Consider the following 19028-nt stretch of genomic DNA (forward strand, 5'->3'; position numbering starts at 1 on the left):
CTTCGCTTTGCTATGTGGTTGCGTTTAATGCAGGCAACGCCTGATTCGGGCATCCAGTTCCACAGGTGAGAACGGTTTGGTCATATAATCATCGACTCCGCTGCGGAAGCATTGACTGATCGTTTGTTCCACACGCTGTTCCGTCAATACGACGATTTTGGGCGGCTGAGCCACATCCAGGTTCTGGATATGTTGAATGAACGGCAGGCCATCAATGCCATATAGGTTCAATTCGGTCAGTACCAGGTCAGGTGTGATTTTCTCAATCAATTCCAGTGCAGCCAGTCCATCCACCGCTTCATAGGTTTCGTACCCCTGCATCTTCAGACGCAATTGCAGAAACTCGCGTACCGTCGGATCGTTATCCACAATCAAAATTCGTTCCGGCTCGTCTGCCGTCTTGTCCAGCGTGTAGATATGAATCTCCGACGGGTCTACCAGCTTGGCGGACTCAGCCATATGTTGAATGGTTGCCTTTGAAGGACGTTCACCTGCCGGGAAACTTGCCAGCGTGATTTGTGGATCGGCACCAGGTACCGTCTCCTGCAATTCATGCTTGATGCGAAGCCCTTCATAATGAACCTCATCCAGTGTCAACCCTGGCAGCAGGACAGCAATCGCCTGTGTGGCTCCATCCTTCCAAACCTGAAATGCAGACTCACTGGTCTGTTCCAGATGTGTCCTGACCTGCTGCTCCGGCTGAGACTGCCCTGCACAATGGATGAACATTAAGCCGCATGTTTCGGCACCCGTTTCTTTCAATCCCTGTTCTACACTGCGGTACACATTAACGGCAGCCTCACGCTGCAATGTCGCCGTATTTGGCATGTTCTTTTCCACCCTTCTCCCTCGGTTATCTATATTGTTTCTGCTGTATTACTTTGATTACGCTGTGCTTAAGCCGCCTCGCTTGTTTTTTCTTCCTCGGACCAGCTCTGGCGTGTCATGGTACCCCATGAGTTGTTGTTTTGCATGAACTGGATATGCCCCTGCAATCTCCACAGCACGCCGAGCTGATGATAGCCGACGAATTTTAGAGCGGAGTAGAACAGCATTTTGACCAGATCCGATAGCTTGTTATACCGCTTGAATGCAATTTCCTCGAGCACAAGGGCTCCCACACTGAGCAGATAACCACTCACAATGTTAAGCGATCCAAAGAGCACAAGTATCGGCCACTGGGTCATATCCATCAGTACATATCCCGTGAGAGCGAGAAGTCCGGTAATGCGGAAATACGGATTCAGCGCTTCAAAAAGGATGTTGTACGGCATGGTCAGCATGCCCATGACTTTATATTTCGGGTTGAACAACATGCCGCGATTCTCGATCATGTTCTTCAGATTTCCACGTCCCCAGCGCTTGCGCTGACTGGACAAGATCCGATAGGAATCCGGTGCCTGTGTCCAGCACACGGCTTCAGGGCAGAAAGCTACGCGGTATTTCAATTTGTTCTCCAGCATATAACGGTGAAGCTTGATGATAATGTTCATGTCTTCACCCGGATAACCGTCCCGGTATCCCCCAACCGCGATAACCGCATCCTTGCGGAACATGCCGAAGGCACCAGAAACGATAATCAGACCATTCATGTGACTCCAGCCGATCCGTCCGCCGAGAAAAGCTTTGAGATACTCGATAGACTGGAACATCGGCCAAATCTTGCGAGGCAGTGAAACGTCCTGCACTGCCCCATTCTCGATTTTGCAGCCGTTAGCTATCCGTACATCCCCGCCAATAGCAACCGTCTCTTCCGGATTCTCCATATACATGCGAGCCATACGAATCAGGGCATCCTTCTCCAGCAAAGAGTCAGCATCGATGGAAGAAATCAACGGATAATGAGACAGGTTAATTCCGGCATTGAGGGAATCGGCCTTACCACCATTCTCCTTGTCAATGACATACAGGTCGGGGAATTCCGGATTGTGGTAGATCCCGCGAATTTTCTGACAGGAAATCTTGCCCCGAATCTTCGTGTTGGGTACCGGCTTTAGACGATATTCTTCCAGCAACACCTTTAAGGTGGTATCGCTCGAACCATCATTCACCACGATGACTTCATATGTTGGATAATTCAGCGTCATCAGGCAGTTCACATTTTCAATAATCGTCAGTTCCTCGTTATATGCGGGAACCAGCAAGGAAACCGATGGTACCAGCTCCGAGCCTGACAACGTATTGTATTTGGAATAATGCGATCGCCTGAAGATCGTCCAAATGTTACGGAATGATAAGGCCAGAATGGAAAAGTAAAGCGTATTTACGGCAACGACATAATAGATTGCGACCATGCCGTAGATTAATAGTAGATCTCTAAGCAGTGTAATCCCCTCCTACCGCAGCCACACCTGTACGTTTCTTGCTTGTTATCCGGTTCCCACGTACGGGACCGAAGTACCGATCATACAGCAGCCTTTTTTTGTTATGTGCAATCATCTGGTCAACGGCTTTGTGGTCTGTTCCTGAGTGCTGCATCGTACTCTCAATCTGCTGCATTGCAATTTCCCGTTCAGCACCTGTGCCCTCCACAGCGGCCTGACACAAGGCTTCAAATCCCGGTTCACCCAGCTTGCCCAGGCTCTCCGCACTGTTATAGCGTACTCCCCAATCTTCATCACGCAGCGCTTTGCGCAGCAGTGGAATGCTGCCTGCCGCATGTTTCGAACCGAGCGCCTGCACCACTTCGGCACGTACCTCCGGGTCCGAATCCTGCATGAGCTTCAGAATGGTTTCGTCCTGAAGTGCTGGACTTGCGCTAAGATACAGCTTCACTGCTTCTGCCCGTACATCCTGATGTTCTGCGCCAACGAGTCTGTCGAGTGCAGGCATCACTTCCGGCACAGCTTGTCCCCACATCGCAACCAATCCCACTTTGACAAAATCAGGATTGCGATCTTCCAGTAGTTCAATCAGAATTCTGCTTGTATCCAGACTGGTTTCGAGCAAAATATCTGCTGCCAGATGATGAATCGATTTTCCTTTGGTCAACAGCAGCGCGAGCATGTCTTTCAGTTCACCCTGACGGGTGGTACATCTTGCAATGGAACGGCCAATCATAATGGCCATCGGGCCAGGCTTTTCATCCTTAAGCAATTCCATCAATCCTGGAACGGCCTCTGGACAACGCATACCGCCCAAGCGATAAGCCGCATCAATCTGGCGTCCATAACGAATACGACTCAGTTCCTTCAGATCATGCTCAACAAATCCGGATTCACGGCAGAGTACAATCAATTTATTGCGATACTCGCCCTTGAACTGATCAATCCATTCAATAAGTTTGCTCTGGATGACCCGACGCTCAAGTGGGGCCAGCTTCCCAGGTGGCAATCTCAAGGGACTGTCCTCTGTCAACGCCGTCTGCAGATACGTAAAGTAGTCACGCTGCTTTAATTTATAAAACTCAATCTTGCGCCGTTTGCCGTTGTGGGACATTTTCATGGCAAACAGCAGGATTACCCCCACAGCGACGAGCGCCGTACAGATGTATAGAAATAGATAAGCCAAAGCCAAATTCGGAAACATGTGAAAAGGTCCTCCTTTATACTCATTTATTCGGTCTGAAAACTTGGAATTTGTTCATACCGTTTCTTCATTTCCTCGTAGCTCAGTTTCAGTCGCTCACTGTACTGTACCTGCTCCCAGGGCTGCCAGCTGTATATAGGCAATGTCTTCACATCCAGTGTCTTCTGTTCACCACCAGGCCAAGAAATATTTCCAGTAGAACGATCCATTAGCCACGGAATCAGGGTCACACCTTTGACTGCGACGGTTTCGAATTCCCGCCCACCTTTCAGCGCTCCATACTTGATCGCTTGCAGTGAACTTGGGTCACCGAATCCAAGCAGCATCCATGGAATACGTATCTCGACCTGATTACCGTTATACTGCCAGGCGGTTAACGAATCGGTATCGGATTGATCTGGAGCTGTTGTTCCCCGTTTCAATGTGCCAACCTTCTCATTCATGAACGGTTGGGCGGACCGGGTATCCGGTGGGGTCATCCGTAAGCTGACCGCCAGGTTCCATGGATGGAATGGATCTGCTGCATTCTCTTGCTCCTCGGGCAGCATCCCGTAACCGTCCTTGCCGTAGAGGCGCTGGTTAAAGTCATAGTCCTTGGCGATCTCCACTTGTGATTCATCATCCTGCCCCAATGTAATCACTGTTTCGAGTCCATCACTCAGCGTTCGATCCGGAAGTCTCGTACCCGGCTGATTCCCACCATCCAGCGTATCCGTTCCGATGCGCAGCAAGGTCTGGTCTGGATCAAAAGGTTGATCGAGCGTCATGCCAATGTACAGGTAGGCTTCATCATGGGTCATTTTCATTTCCTTGATGCCGTCTACCTTACCTTGCCAGACGGTGACCTCTTCCTTCTTCAGCGCATTCCAGTCATCCAGCCTCCCGTCGATGGTCAGCTGTTCCTGCTTACCGGGGTCCATAGCGAGCAGACCGAACATCTTCTCATTCGTCAGCACGTTCAGCCAGTAGGCCCGCCGATCAGCAGGAATTTCGAGCGGCATCGTGTTCCAGGTTTTTTTGAACCACTCATCCTGCCACATGAACAAAATCGCTCCCGCATACCCTTCATCATAAATATCTTGAGTCAGCGATGCGTCGATCTCGCCCTGCTCGGCCTCGTTATGTCCGCCCTGATCCCGACCTCCCATACCCAGATGGGAGATTCCAAGCGAAGACGGTACACCGTACTCTGTAATCATTACAGGCATATCGGAAAACTCGGCTTTGAGCTTGCGCAGATAACTTTTGTACGTGTTGTACTCGCCGTTCTCATCCTTGATCGTCTGGAGTGTCTGGTCCGTATGGAACAAGTCCGGGTAATAAGGGTACACATGGTATGCTGCAAAATATCCGCCCTGCCACTCTTCCGGTTGAATATGTCGCGCATCCACACTCACCAAATCCTCTTCAAACAGCGGCTCACCCGGATGATCCAGCACATCGGTGGTAACCCAATTGGTGAAGGTCATCGGATGCTCCCATCCATATTTCTTCTCCAACACGGCAGTATAGTCCAGCAGCTCTGCCAGCCAATTCTCGAACGGTGATGCATCCTGCGTCCCGGAAAAATGAGCGCCTTTGTACTGCGGCACATCGGGGTGACTCTCATTCGTGTTGTTCACCATCGAAGGGTCCCACTCGGTCCCCACATGCCAAGCCATTAGATATTTCCCGGCATTCGTCTTGTATTTGCCGCTTGACTCTCCCGGTTTATCGGGAATGTCCGCATCCCCATATACAGCCGATACCGCCTTTTCAATCTCCTGCTTGAACGTCTGCTCAATATGGTCAGCATAGGCATCCTGCTTCTCGATCAACTCTTCTTCCGGCGACCATATGCCCTGTATAAAATATAACGGTTGCTCCCGGCCACGGTTATACTCAACCAATGCGTTGTAAAAAATCGGCTCATGTACCGTGTACACCCGGATGACATTGGCCCCCAGATCCTCAATCTGCTGGAACCACTTTAAGTAATCCTCTTTGGTCAACGGAAACTCGCCTGGGTAATGTCCTGGTGATGTTGCGCCCAGGTTCACACCTTTCACGAACATCTCCCGCCATGCACCATCGGGTCCATATTCCATGAACCGGTCTCCATCGGTCTTGAATTTCATCTCCGTGCCATTATCCGCTGTGTACGTAACGAGCTGGGGTTGCATATAGTGCCAGCCGGCAAATATTCCGCCTGTCACTACGGCCGCTCCTGCAAACATCGTTAGCAACCAGCGTCTTCGTCTTCGTCTGCTCATGGCTCTTAATTGCTCACCTCTCTAGTATGCATCCTGCTTCATCTGCGGATCTTAAATGACATGAAGGTCTACGGGAAATGCCGCATCGGATGTCCGCTTTGGGTAGAGATGTCAGCGGTGTAGTTCTCACTATAGCTCTAAGTGTCTGCATTTGTAACTAGGCTGATGGAAGCAAACGTGAACTGCAACATTCTGCCCATAATTCGTAAAATGCGCCATCAACTAGCATTCAGGAGCCCTTCTTGCTCTTATGTTCCATGGGCACGAATATATGTCACTTTAACCGTCCTTTGAAGTTCTTCCAGCCTTGCACATCTCTACCCGTTATTGTTATATGCAACGCGGATTGCGAGATCTGTTTCCGCTTGAACGCTTACCCCATTAAACGCTAATGATATTTTAAAGTTGCGGACATTTTTACAGTATTAACCATAAAGATTACAAAATTGATACTATAGTCCGATAACGTATCCTCGAAAACCCGCGCCCTATCAAGGTTTTCTGAAAAGTGCAGAAAATGAAAAAAGGACATCAGTCCCCCCCTATAGGACTGTGCCCATTTATATTACTTTTACATAAAGCCCAATGAACACCCGGTCATCACCCGGAAGTCACGGATCTCTTACATGAAATGTAAAAAAATACATCTTATTTCCTAAATTTTGACTCTATTAGGTCCATCCAATATTTGTGTCCAAATTGCAAAATAATTCCGGTTGCCGCATCTGGCATTGTCGGATATGCTTATAAAATAGGAACACTTGTTCCATACTGTAAATAAACTGTAAAATAACGTTGGCTGAATGAACCCCATCGCTGTACAGAAGCAGCCGAATCATGAATAAAAGGAGAGAAGTACTATGCCCCGCAAAGACGGACGTGTCATTATGCTGGCCGATTGCCAGTCATTTTATGCCAGTGTGGAGAAGTCTGCACATCCTGAATACAGAGACCGTCCGCTTGTTGTTGCGGGAGATCCTGCACGCCGTTCAGGCATTATTCTGGCAGCCTGCCCACTTGCCAAGTCCTATGGAATTACTACAGCAGAACGGCTGGGTGAGGCTCTTGCCAAATGCCCCGATGTTGTCGTCATTCGTCCCCGGATGGCCGAATATATTCGTGTTTCCCTACACATTACCCGTATTCTTCAGTCCTATACCGATCTGGTTGAACCGTATAGCATTGACGAACAGTTTCTCGATGTCACCGGAAGTTTAGATCTGTTCGGCAGTCCTGAAACGATTGCCCGCAGCATCCAGGACAGGGTCATGGATGAGACTGGCGTCTATATCCGCGTCGGCATCAGCGACACCAAGGTTGTCAGCAAGATGGCCTGTGATCTGTATGCCAAAAAAGTCCCAGGAGGCATCTATACACTGCCCCGCAAGGACATGCAGACAACGTTGTGGAATAAACCTGTTCGAGACATGTTTATGGTCGGTTCCCGGATGGGGCAGCATCTCTATAAGATGGGGATTCATACGATCGGTGATTTGGCGCAGACTCCATTGTCCCGGCTTAGAGAACGTTGGGGTGTAAATGGTGAGGTATTGTGGCGTATTGCCCGCGGAATCGATGATTCTCCAGTAAAACCCGGGACATATGCTCACCAGCAGCAGGGCATTGGACATCAAATGACATTGCCTCGGGACTATGAATCGTGGGCAGATATCAAGGTGGTGCTGCTCGAACTGGCAGAGCTGGTCAGCCGGCGTTCCCGGGACAAATCGCTCATGGGCCATGTCGTCTCTGTAGGATGCCGGGGGCAGGATTACGATCGTCCAACCGGCTTCTCCCGCCAGATGAAGGTCAATGAACCAACCAATATCACGGATGAAGTGTACGATGCGGCAACAGCTCTGTTTCTGCGCCATTGGGACGGATTACCCATTCGCCGCATCAGCGTGTCATTGACTGGGCTCGTGCCTGATTCCGAGGTACAGCTGTCCTGGTTCGATGACCGCGAACGCAAAAGAGAACTGGAACGTGCCACGGATGACATCAAGCGAAAGTTCGGAGAAACCGCGATCATGCGGGCCTCCTCGCTCTGCTCGTCCGCGCAGGCACAGGACCGTTCTCATAAAATTGGAGGTCACTATAAATGAGTAAAAAATTACAGCAAAACGGGATTTTTGAGTCATCGCGCATGATGCTTCCCGAACATCGGGAAGCCTACATCATTCATCAGGAGCAGCTTGCTCCCCGTACCCGTCCATCCCTGGATGCCCAGGCAGCGGAAGAAATGTCCCGTTTACTTAGTAACTCCATGCTGCTTGGGGATGCAGTCACCATCACCCTGTTCCATGAACATGATGATATCTGTTTTACCGGACAGGTGCTTCGATTGGACTCCCCTGCTCGTACCCTTAAGCTGCTGATGGAGAGCGGAACCCGGGACATTCAGATGAATCTTATTACGGATGTGGTACTCGCGAATGAATGATGCGGTCTGGGGTTGCGGGTATACCGGAATAGATGCAGCATGGCCATTGCTATGCAGGACCCTTTTCCTACACATTCTGAACCAAGACTGAAGCAGCCGATAAGCCCATTCCTATTAGACCATGTCGTTCCAAAGAAGCAAAAGGACGGATTGGTGTTTCATCGGCTACTTGGAAGGGTATAGAGATGACTTAATTAGAAGAAACTCCAGTCAAATTCCTTGGAAAGACGCTCAAGCAGATGCACACCTGCAATACTGTTTCCTTTCCGATTCAGAGCCGGACCTACAAGACCGATGCCAAACTGGCCTGGAACCAGAGTCAGAATCCCACCCGACACTCCACTCTTGGCAGGCAACCCGACCTGAATCGCGAATTCGCCTGATGCATTATACATACCGCAGGTAGTCATGAATGTCTTGGCGATCTGTACATAACGACGAGGAATAAGCTCAATCCCGGTGATGGGATCTGTCCCATCATAAGCAAGCACCAGTGCCATACGGGCTAGGTCCGCACAAGTCACCTCGATGGAGCAATGGCGGAAATAGACGGCAAGCACATCTTCGACGTCATCCTTGAGCACACCATTGTGCTTCAGAAAATAACCAAGCGAGCGGTTCAGATGGCCTGTCTCCGATTCGGACTGGTATACCGACTCGTTATAGTCCAGCCGATCATTATTAGCCAGCTTGCGAAAAAATTCCAAAATGCGCCGTGACTTCTCCTCTTTACAATCCCCAGCAATCAGGGACGATACCGTAATCGCGCCCGCATTGATCAATGGATTAAACGGAATGCCCGGTTCGACCAGTTCGAGCTTGATCATGGAATCATAATCATCCCCGGTAGGTTCTTTTCCTACATTAAAGAAGACCGCTTCCTCCCCATGATCCATCAGGGCCAGAATGAGTGTAAATACCTTGGAGATACTTTGCATCGTAAACGGGACACCACAGTCTCCGGCTGATACATGATTGCCTTCGGCGTTCATGATATGTATACCCAGTTCATCCTGTGAAGCCTTGAACAACTCGGGAATATAAGAAGCGACTTTCCCCTGTCCAGTGTGCAGACGGCTGGTCTCCAGCCATTCCGGCAGCAACTGGTTCAGACGTTCCATTGCAGCATTGCTCATCTCCATCTCCTCCAAATCTCTGTATGAGCATTTCACACGCATCTGAATGACAGTTTCCCATCGAAGTGATGCAAAATGCCCGGTATAGTATGTATTACCCGCAAGCCTGATCCCTTACCGCTTCACCTGAAGATTCAGCTCCAGAATCTCGCCGGGTAACCCATGATAATCCCCAACCCATGTGGATACAAAGTTCTGTCTGAGCAATATTCGACGTGATGCCGCATTGGACGGATCGATAACCGCATAGAGTACACCAATTCCCGCTGCCTGTGCCTGAATAATCAGCCGAGCTGCGATGGAAGTCCCATGTCCTTTCCCCCAATGCTCCGGCAGAATCATGTAACCCATCTCCGCCCGGGACGGATCGGATTCATCCGGGATCAGTTTCGCGTAGGCCATGCCTACCCCATCTTCACCAGATATCCGATAATAGCCACAATTGTTGCCGAGATTATAGTTCAGCATGGATTCAAATTCCGCCGTAGCTTCATGCTCAGGCAGAGCACGTTCGGTAATCTGTTGCATGACTTCAATATTGGACACAAGTGCATAATAATCAGCAAAATCAGATGGTGCATATTTCAAGAAATTCATGACGTACATACCTCCTCCAAATGGCTAATAAGGACTTGCTCTTTTTATTTCACCTAGAGTATACCAGAAGCAAAGTATGCATTGCACACAACCACTTCATGTACAGAAGTCTCATCCCTCTCAGGTTGAGCCGGTACCAAAAAAGCGGCCTCCGTAGAGACCGCCAGCTTGCTTTTTATAAAATAGAACTAATCCCCACTACGATCAGCTTGCCCGGGATGAAGGGTTAAGATTCATCTGCTGTTCCCGTTGGCGTGTACGACGTCCTTGACCCGGAGGCGTAATAATCAACGCCAGCAAGAGCGAGACGGCACACAGTACAGCGATCACAATAAAGGTAAGATGGAATCCACCCAGCAGGGCGCTGATAAACGATCCAGCCAGGGCACCAAATCCAAATCCCTGATAGATCACGCCGTAGTTTTTGCTCTGATTTTTCAGTCCAAAGTAATCTGCCACAATCGCCGGGAAGACCGTGATATTCCCACCAAAGCAGAACGCGATAGCGGCCACACAGGCGAAGAAGATGCCAAAGCTCAGCGGTACCAGACTCAGCGTCATTACGGCAACAGCCGTAACCAGCAGTGCTCCGGCAATAACTTTCATCCGTCCTACTTTATCCGACAGCGCGCCCAGAATGATACGTCCAGCGGTGTTAAAGATGGCAACCATCGCCACCGCATTCGCAGCTGTAGCCACATTAAGACCTGCCAACTGAACACCGATGTCTTTCACAATACCAATCAGATACAGTCCACTCATACATGCCGTGAAGAAAATAACGAACAGCATATAAGCTTCTTTCGTACGCAGCATTTCTTTGACCGTATAATCATGACGTGTTACTTGTTGCTTCCCACCGTCCGTGCTGCTTGCAGCCGGAGCTTGTTCACGTACAACCGCTTCACGGATTAGGAACGAGCCGCCTACAATTAATACCAGTACAATAATGCCCCAGTACATAAAAGCTTGAGCAGGACCAACAGCACCGATTAATGCCGAGTTCACGTATTTGAACAACAGACTGCCTGTACCAAAGGCCCCGACCGAAATACCTGAGATCAGACCTTTTCGTTCAGGGAACCACTTGATCAGGTTGGACAGGGAAGTAATGTACGCCGTACCATCCGCGAATCCAACCACAAATCCGGCCAGAATATAGAGCAGTGTCAACGAACTCACTTGAGAACTGAGCACGAGTCCCAGACCCAGCACAACTCCGGCTACCCGAATCAGGCGACGAAGCCCCCATCGTTCTTGCAGTCGACCTGCAAATAGTGTGGCAAATGCCAAAGCAAAGCTGGTAATCGAAAAAGTTATCGCGACCGAGCTGACGTCCCATCCGAAACGATCAGACAACGGTTGATTAAATAAACTCCAGGTGTAGATGGTTCCGAGACCCATTTGTACAATAATGGTACCCAGTACAATAAGCCAGCGGTTCATTTTCATAGTTGTAGATGCTGAATTAGGTGCGGATGAAATAGCTGCTTTCATCGTGATCTCCCCTTTGCCGATGTCATATATATGAATGCGTTCACAAGCTAATCATACATGAAAGGGGATTCATTACACCGATTTGAGCATGAGTTGCATCAGATGCGGAATGAAATGCCTCTAGATGCGCATGAGCTGCCTGAATTCTTTGACTTTGCCCCGGCTAACGGGCACTTCAGCCTCCAGATCACGTAAACGAAGCAGGTACGTATTGTTAAACCAGGGCACAATTTCACGAATTTGAGACAAATTCACCACGTAAGAACGATGGCAGCGGAAAAAGGTTTCCTGCGGCAATCGACCGTGAAAATCCGAAATGCTGACCGGCATCGTAAACTCACCGTTTTTGGTATACACCTTTGTCACTTTCTCTTGAGCTTCCGCATAATAAATATCGGCGGTGTCAGTCACAATAATATTGTCATTGCGCAGCAGATTGATGCGTCGTCGCGTCTGGGCATTGGATTCCCGCGCCTGCAGATTTGATGCAGACCATTCATCGTTTGTTTGAGCCGTATTGTGAATCGGTCCATCATCACTGCCACGTTCACGTTCGTCCTGCTCATGATCTCGTTTGAACGCCGTTTCGAGTTTATGCAGCATCGTGGCAATTCGTTTCTCATCATAGGGCTTCAGAATATAGTCAAACGCCTCCAGCTCAAACGCTTCAGCGGCATGTTCCTTGTACGCCGTTGTGAATACGATATATGGCTTGCTCGCAAACTTCCCAATATGATGTGCCAGCATCATGCCATCCAGCGAAGGGATATTTATATCCAGAAAAATAACGTCGACTTCCTGCTCCTGCAGAAACTTCAGCACATCCAGTCCATCTTCCAAACAATCCACCACTTCAATTTGGCTATGTTCCTGTATCAAGTAATTCAGTTCCTCACTGGCCGGAATTTCATCTTCAACAATAAGAGCTCTCATTAACAGTTCATCACCTTGTCACTACATCTCCTTTGGGTACATCAAATAAAATATCAGTTCCTTGATCCAGCCGAGTAATCGTTAACCCTTGTCCATAAATGAGCTTCACCCGCCGATGCACGTTGTACAACCCGATCTGGTTGGCTGGCATCCGGTCATGGTATACACGCTCAATAATGTCGGCTCCAATGCCTGCTCCTGTGTCACTGACCCCAATTCGCACAAAGTCAGGATAGTCCTGTACCCGAATCCGTACGGTCCCGGGTCCCTTTACCTTGAGAATACCGTGAATAATGGCATTTTCCACAAGCGGCTGAATGACCAGACTTGGAATGTGCACAGCCACCTCATCAATATCATAGATCACGTTAAGCCTGCTGCCGAAGCGCGCCTTCTCGATTTCCACATAATTGCGGACTTGCTCCAGCTCTTTGTGGATATCAATAAGCTCATCCGATAGCTCCAGGTTATAACGCATATATCCAGACAGATTCACAATCAGCTCGCGCGCCCGATCCGGCTTGGTTCGAATCGATGAGGCAATCGCGTTCAGCGCATTGAATAGAAAATGAGGATGAATTGTGGTCTGTAATGCACGAAGCTCCGCTTTATTGGCGGCAGCCTTGATCTCCTCCACACGTGATACTTCCATCTGGGTGGAAATAATCTGGGACAGGCCCACAGCCATCGTTTGCAACGGATACGTAATCTTGTACGCTTTGCGGTAATAGATTTTCAGGGCACCCGTCACTTCGCCCCGCTCTTTGAGCGGAATGATGAGCAGGGAGTGGATATCTGGCGTTTTCTCGTCAATGACATCATTGCTGATCGTAATCTCTCCGCTGGAGATTGTCTTCTTCGTCATCTCACTAATAATTTCATTACCGATGTGATATCGTTCCTCACCAAATCCCACATAAGCCAGTACATTTCGAGTATCCGTAATCGCAACCGCATCCGCCTGAATATCCTCCTGAATAATCCGACAGATCTTCCGCAGAGAGTCTTCATCAATGGAACGGAAGTACGGCAAGGTCTTGTTAGCAATCTCCAGCGCCAGCTTAGCCTGACGAGCTGCAATCATTTCCTTTTCCCCTTCTACACTCTGCACCAGCAGCACAATCAGTCCAATGTTCACCTCACCCAATATCATCGGCAGCGCAATCTTCGAGACAATATCGGCACCCAGAGGATCGGGATAGGAATACAGCAGGATAAGCAGCATCGTAAGCGCCTCACAGATCATTCCCGCCGCAATACCGATCATCCAACGCTTCGACTTAGGCGTATACTTATGTATATACCCGGAGACCAGACCTGCAAGGATACTCGTAATCAGACACGGAATCGCCGTGACACCATCCATATCGATCAAATACCGATGCACCCCGGAGACAATCCCCGTAATGATGCCCACAGGCGCTCCAAACAGAATGCCGCCAGACATGATCGCAATAATGCGCACATTCACCAGCGAGCCTTCCACATTAATACCGGTATACGTACCAAAGATGGCAAATGCACAGAATAACAACGTAACCGCAATGTACTCCTGCCATCTCAATTTTCCCTTTTGCAAAATCTGTCTAAACCGCGGTATCCTCGATAGAAAGAATAAAAATATAATCAGCAGTGCCGCCCGTTCAAACAGCCCCAGCAGCATCGTAAACATCTCCGTCAATCTGACTTCCTCCACATCCGTCAAAAATAAACGCCCCTCATCGCAGCAGCGTTTTCCTCACTTTGATTTCCATATAAGCTTGTATGCAACAGTTTACCGCTCCAATAGGAGGAAAGCAAAGTCGATCCTGTGAAAATAAGATGACTAAAGTCGCTAACCTATTGAACAGACAATACGGAATTCATTTTTCTCCAAACCTTTCTCTTCCCTGCCAACAAAGCTTCACTTTCCTACACATAAAACTCTACTTCCAGAAATCCACTGTGTTATAATTAATTGGAACTTTATGCTAATTAATTAACTGAAATTTATTTAAGAAAGGTGTATTTAAATGTTTGTAATGCTACTGTTAGGCTTACTCCTGCTTTTTAGTGGTTTGTGGTACATCATTTACTTTATCTCGAAACGTACCCAAAACCCTAATCGCTCGTCTGCTCATGGGCTGAGAGTGATTTTAAGTATTTCGATCCTCGTACTAATAGTTGAAAACTACATATACGAAACAGTACCTTCTAATGCCATTTTAATTTTAGTATTTATTGCATCCTTAATAGCTACGAGCCCTTTTTTTGTTAAGAATAAAGAGTGATGGGATGACACTAGAGGACCTGCAAAAGATTTTGTTAATAAGGATTATTTATAACTAGTTCAGCAATCAACGGAGGATAAAATGATAACAACAATCCAGCAGGTTTTGAAAGTTATCTCTGACCGAGTTTCAGTTTATACAGATCTGGATTGGATTATAGCTGGTTCAACAGCTTCTTTGATTCAAGGTTGTAACAATTTCCGGCCGAATGATATTGATATCTTGGTCAAACAAAACTGTGATGTTGATAAAATCGCCAACTTATTTATAGATTATTTGCCCGAAACAAATCCCTCCCTTCTATTCAACAAAAATTAGGTTTCTACAAAGCGCTTACCAACCTTTATGATAAATAACGATAGAGAGAAATGGGCTTTTGCCCGACTAACATTTATAGTGTCATTATTGAAATTGCCAACACCGTGTAGGACGAATACCTTGAATTAAGCCCTGTAGTCTGGGAATTAAAAAGATATGAGGAGTTTTCTGGAATGCTGATTCCCGTGGTCACCTTAGGATTGCAGCTGAACTCCAGTTATGAACAAAAGAATTCAGATCGCGTCAAAGCAATCAGCGAGGTCATTAAGTTGAAAAATCTGGATCTACAATTCATGGAGAACTATTTATCAAGCAGCTCCTATCGACAGCTCATAGAACAATTTAGATGATAATTCAAATAAAATCCGTTTAGAATCTGCAAATAGGTGTTTCATAAGCAACTTTTCCCCGGCAAATATAAAGAAGAAACCACTCCTCACAAAATGGAGTGGTTTTCTGAAAGTTAGAACTAAACCTTTGGTTCGAACAGTCAATTTAACTCTGCTATGATACGATGTAAAACCTTTTTGCTTTCTACGTCTTTTGGCCGTGGTATCCTGCCAATCTGTTCGTAAACCTCTTTCTCTTCCAAGAGCTGCCTAGGGTTCAAGACATAAGCTGATATTCCGTTCAACATAAAACGTTGTGGTAACAAGGAATCAAACCGCCAGACCCACTCAGGTAAGCCGTTCATAATAATGCTTCTATCCTCCGATGTGGTTATATAGCAAAAAGTGATGTCTACGCCATCCTTCTGGAAATCGGATTGCCTACCTCGAAATTCTTCTTTGACGGTAACCTGTTCATATCCAGCTTCGACAAGAGCCGACTCTAACTGATCTCGGTATTGTATCCAAGTTATCAAGTCTATATCGTCATGTAGACGGGTGACCTTACCTAGTAAAAAATCAATTGCCCATCCGCCACGTAACCAAAAATCAATTTTCATTGTTGCAGATATTGTACTGATTTCACTTAATAAATTTAATTGTGACTCTGTTTGAGTTTGGAAAAGTGGATCAATCATATTTAACCTCCTGTAAAGCAGTTCTTCGCTTCTCTATGTAATCACCTGTTCAATACATTCCATTTTTAAAGGAGCAAAGCTCATGGTACCATATGTTGGAATATATTTCTATATCGTCAATTATCCTCTAATTCCCTCGGACATGCCTCAGTACTCCATATTTATCTACCATTGATTGACGATTTCTAGCACTCCATTTCTGCATAAATCCATAAATCCTCCTTAATATTCACAATACCATATGGCTCTCACTGCCTTAAACAAACAAAAGGGCGGTTCATAAGTCATCTTGCTGACTTATGAACCGCCCATCCACTATAATTACTTCATACACATTCACATTCGATGTAATTTGGTTTTTATAAAATGAACTTCCAGTTACACAGTAACGGAGAGTGCAGAACCAATCTGGAGAAGCGAAGCGCTCGCCTTTATCACCGGATTTTACCCTTTCAAAGGGTAATTCAAAAAAATCCGGGGATAACAGCGATTGGAAGATGGTACTGCACTCGGAGTGGCCACGTGTAACACCCAGTAGTTCATTTTATACCACCCAACATTCCATCGAATCCCTACCTAAACATGCCCCACAACTTAATCAAATGAAACGTATTGTTTGGATCAATCTTCTGCGCAAGAACAAAAGCAACAAATTGTTCCTCCTGAGTCGTAGAAAAATTCTCATTCAAAATGAGCGCTGACGACTTGACCAACCTTCTCACCTTGGCCTTATCCTGCAAATCAGACTTGGTGACCCCATCTATCAACTTTTTGATACGCTCTTTGACAGCGGGATTTTTCATCTTTGTTTTGATCCGCTCCACCAGCTGCGGACTGATTCCATATTGTTGGTAACCCAAAACGTACAGCACCTCCTGAATAATGAACTCACTTCTTATTCATATGACAGGAGGGCCTGTACACTTGACATTTTCCCACGGAAAATGTGGAAAACCACACATCTACAGCCCCGATTAATCGATCAGATCACCCTGGAATACTTGCTGCTGCTGTAAAAAGTCACGTAAAGGAGCGTAGTCAACAGACGTCCAGAAGTTCGCATCCGCAATCAGGCTGGACACATCATCTCGGGCCTGCTCCAATACGGCAAAATCCGCAACCATGTCGGCAAGACGGAACTCGGGTAATCCACTTTGCTTGGTGCCAAAGAAATCCCCCGGTCCCCGCAGATCCAGATCTCGACGGGATACTTCGAATCCATCTTCAGTTTCCGTCATGACCTTCATGCGCTCCTGCCCAACTTCTGTCTTGGGATCAGCAATAAGCACACAATAGGAGGCATGAGCGCCCCGACCCACCCGGCCACGAAGCTGATGCAGCTGCGACAGACCGAAGCGGTCCGCATCCATAATAACCATCAGCGTTGCGTTAGGCACATCGACCCCGACCTCCACAACCGTTGTGGAGACCAGGAGCTGAATTTCGTTGCTATAGAAGTCCCGCATCATCTCTTCTTTCTCGCCAGCTGTCATCCGTCCATGCAGCAGACCTACACGGTACTTCGGAAAGTTCTGCTGCATCTGGATATGCAGGTCAATCGCATTCTGTACATCTAGCTTCTCCGACTCTTCAATGAGCGGACAGATCAGATAGGCCTGACGTCCCTGGTCCACTTCTCGCGAAATAAAACCAAGTACCCGGTCCATCATGTCGTGCTTGACCCAGTACGTTGAGATTGGAATCCGTCCCTTTGGACGTTCCGAGATGGTCGATACCTCAATATCACCAAAAGCCGTAATCGCCAGTGTTCGCGGTATCGGCGTCGCCGTCATCGTTAACACATCCGGGTTATAGCCTTTACGCCGCAAAACGCTGCGCTGATTCACACCGAAGCGATGCTGTTCATCCGTAACGACAAGACCCAGATCGCGGAAAAATACATCCTCCTGGATCAGAGCGTGTGTACCGACAACGATATCGATCATCCCCATCTGCAAGGATGCAATCAGATCTTTGCGCTTCCGTCCATTCACACTGCCCGTTAACAGACCCACAGTTACGCCAAAGGGTTCAAACAGCTTTTGCAGTGAGCGCATATGCTGTTCTGCCAGAATCTCCGTAGGGACCATCAGAGCCCCCTGAAAACCGGAACGAACGGTCGTATACAGCGCAATCGCTGCAATAACCGTTTTACCTGAGCCTACATCTCCCTGCAGCAACCGGTTCATCGAATACGGTGAACGCATATCATGCAGAATTTCAAGCTCTACCTTCTTCTGCGCATCCGTCAGTTCAAATGGCAAACTGCGAACGAACTCCCGAATCGTCGTATTATCCGTTGTGTGTACTACACCATCCATACGATCCCGGTTCAATGCACGATAGGCCTGCATCTTGAGTTGAAACAAAAATAACTCCTCATACACCATCCGTTGTCTGGCCTGCTGGCCTTCCCGGTTATCCTGCGGACGGTGAATCCCGGCAATCGCCTGTTTGCGAGCCATGAATCCATATTTCTTCATGAGTGATTGAGGCAGAATTTCGGGGATCATTTCCCCGAATTGGACTAACCCCTGATTAATCGTTTTGCGCATCCAGGACTGCGTAAGCTTGCCGGTTACGGAGTACACAGGCTGCAGCGTGCCCGAACGCCCTTCCCCTTTATCCGGGAATTCCGAATCCGTTACGGTCATCTGCATACGTTTCTGTTCCCATTTCCCTGTAATGACAATCTCCCGATTGGGCGTAAGCTGCTCCTTCAGAAAATGCCGATTGAACCAGGTGGCTGAGATCATCCATTCTTCCGTCATCACTTTACAGGTAAGACGTGACTTTTTGCCATAACGTTGCAACACCGGGATACCCATCACTTTACCCTGTACCGTAATTTTATCCCCGTCCTTCACTTCACTGAGCGAACGCAGCCGATAATCCTCATAACGAAACGGGTAATATTCAAGCAAGTCTTTTACAGTAGAGATGCCAAAGGCGTGAAGCTCTCCCTCTTTGAGAGCACTCACGCCGCTAATTTGTTTTACCGATATTTCTTCCCATTTCATGTCTAAT

16 protein-coding genes are annotated in these 19028 nt (G+C 47.8%); 4 read left to right on the top strand and 12 right to left on the bottom strand.

From position 1 onward, the window contains the following. Positions 1 to 24: 24 nt before the first annotated feature. The 4 genes from CS562_RS22160 to CS562_RS22175 all read right to left on the bottom strand — a co-directional run bounded on the left by CS562_RS22160 (position 25) and on the right by CS562_RS22175 (position 5780). A complete protein-coding gene (locus CS562_RS22160) occupies positions 25 to 828 on the bottom strand; it encodes a response regulator (protein ID WP_076288246.1) in 804 nt (267 codons plus the stop codon). 68 nt (positions 829 to 896) lie between these two features. Next, positions 897 to 2294, bottom strand: coding sequence for a glycosyltransferase family 2 protein (locus CS562_RS22165; protein ID WP_175383103.1), 1398 nt, complete (start codon positions 2292 to 2294; stop codon positions 897 to 899). A 22-nt stretch (positions 2295 to 2316) separates the two neighbouring features. Continuing rightward, complete coding sequence (locus tag CS562_RS22170) at positions 2317 to 3528, bottom strand: HEAT repeat domain-containing protein (protein ID WP_099858237.1); 1212 nt, start codon at positions 3526 to 3528, stop codon at positions 2317 to 2319. A 26-nt stretch (positions 3529 to 3554) separates the two neighbouring features. Further along, positions 3555 to 5780, bottom strand: coding sequence for a hypothetical protein (locus tag CS562_RS22175; protein ID WP_099858238.1), 2226 nt, complete (start codon positions 5778 to 5780; stop codon positions 3555 to 3557). A gap of 860 nt (positions 5781 to 6640) precedes the next feature. Here CS562_RS22175 and CS562_RS22180 point away from each other — a divergent pair. Beyond that, positions 6641 to 7885: a DNA polymerase IV gene (locus CS562_RS22180; RefSeq protein ID WP_099858239.1), complete on the top strand. Its 1245-nt coding sequence runs from the start codon at positions 6641 to 6643 to the stop codon at positions 7883 to 7885. After that, complete coding sequence (locus CS562_RS22185) at positions 7882 to 8223, top strand: YolD-like family protein (RefSeq protein ID WP_099858240.1); 342 nt, start codon at positions 7882 to 7884, stop codon at positions 8221 to 8223. The genes CS562_RS22180 and CS562_RS22185 overlap by 4 nt, the downstream gene beginning before the upstream one ends. A 194-nt stretch (positions 8224 to 8417) precedes the next feature. On the opposite strand, the gene glsA is transcribed toward CS562_RS22185, so the two are convergent. From glsA to CS562_RS22210, 5 genes are all read right to left on the bottom strand, one after another. Beyond that, positions 8418 to 9359, bottom strand: a complete 942-nt coding sequence (gene glsA / locus CS562_RS22190) for a glutaminase A (protein ID WP_076288241.1) — start codon at positions 9357 to 9359, stop codon at positions 8418 to 8420. A 114-nt stretch (positions 9360 to 9473) separates the two neighbouring features. Continuing rightward, the gene (locus CS562_RS22195) at positions 9474 to 9956 is read right to left on the bottom strand and encodes a GNAT family N-acetyltransferase (RefSeq protein WP_175383105.1); all 483 of its coding nucleotides are present in this window, start codon (positions 9954 to 9956) and stop codon (positions 9474 to 9476) included. A 204-nt stretch (positions 9957 to 10160) separates the two neighbouring features. Then, complete coding sequence (locus tag CS562_RS22200) at positions 10161 to 11453, bottom strand: L-lactate MFS transporter (protein ID WP_175383106.1); 1293 nt, start codon at positions 11451 to 11453, stop codon at positions 10161 to 10163. A 120-nt stretch (positions 11454 to 11573) separates the two neighbouring features. Beyond that, positions 11574 to 12386, bottom strand: a complete 813-nt coding sequence (locus CS562_RS22205) for a LytR/AlgR family response regulator transcription factor (RefSeq protein WP_099858241.1) — start codon at positions 12384 to 12386, stop codon at positions 11574 to 11576. 10 nt (positions 12387 to 12396) lie between these two features. After that, positions 12397 to 14049: a sensor histidine kinase gene (locus tag CS562_RS22210; RefSeq protein WP_099858274.1), complete on the bottom strand. Its 1653-nt coding sequence runs from the start codon at positions 14047 to 14049 to the stop codon at positions 12397 to 12399. Between the two features lie 688 nt (positions 14050 to 14737). On the opposite strand from CS562_RS22210, the gene CS562_RS22220 reads away from it, so the two are divergent. Both CS562_RS22220 and CS562_RS33050 read left to right on the top strand, forming a co-directional pair. Then, complete coding sequence (locus CS562_RS22220; RefSeq protein WP_099858243.1) at positions 14738 to 14974, top strand: hypothetical protein; 237 nt, start codon at positions 14738 to 14740, stop codon at positions 14972 to 14974. Positions 14975 to 15147: 173 nt separating this feature from the next. Continuing rightward, positions 15148 to 15324: a hypothetical protein gene (locus CS562_RS33050; protein ID WP_180287202.1), complete on the top strand. Its 177-nt coding sequence runs from the start codon at positions 15148 to 15150 to the stop codon at positions 15322 to 15324. A gap of 140 nt (positions 15325 to 15464) precedes the next feature. Here the strand turns inward: CS562_RS33050 and CS562_RS22225 are convergent, their stop codons facing one another. From CS562_RS22225 to recG, 3 genes are all read right to left on the bottom strand, one after another. Beyond that, complete coding sequence (locus tag CS562_RS22225; protein WP_099858244.1) at positions 15465 to 16001, bottom strand: nucleotidyltransferase domain-containing protein; 537 nt, start codon at positions 15999 to 16001, stop codon at positions 15465 to 15467. 572 nt (positions 16002 to 16573) lie between these two features. Next, positions 16574 to 16861, bottom strand: a complete 288-nt coding sequence (locus CS562_RS22230; RefSeq protein ID WP_099858245.1) for a stage VI sporulation protein F — start codon at positions 16859 to 16861, stop codon at positions 16574 to 16576. 114 nt (positions 16862 to 16975) lie between these two features. Next, complete coding sequence (recG, locus tag CS562_RS22235; RefSeq protein WP_099858246.1) at positions 16976 to 19021, bottom strand: ATP-dependent DNA helicase RecG; 2046 nt, start codon at positions 19019 to 19021, stop codon at positions 16976 to 16978. Positions 19022 to 19028 lie beyond the last annotated feature (7 nt).

The organism is Paenibacillus sp. LK1 (genome assembly GCF_002750415.1).
In the GTDB taxonomy this organism is placed as follows: domain Bacteria; phylum Bacillota; class Bacilli; order Paenibacillales; family Paenibacillaceae; genus Paenibacillus; species Paenibacillus taichungensis.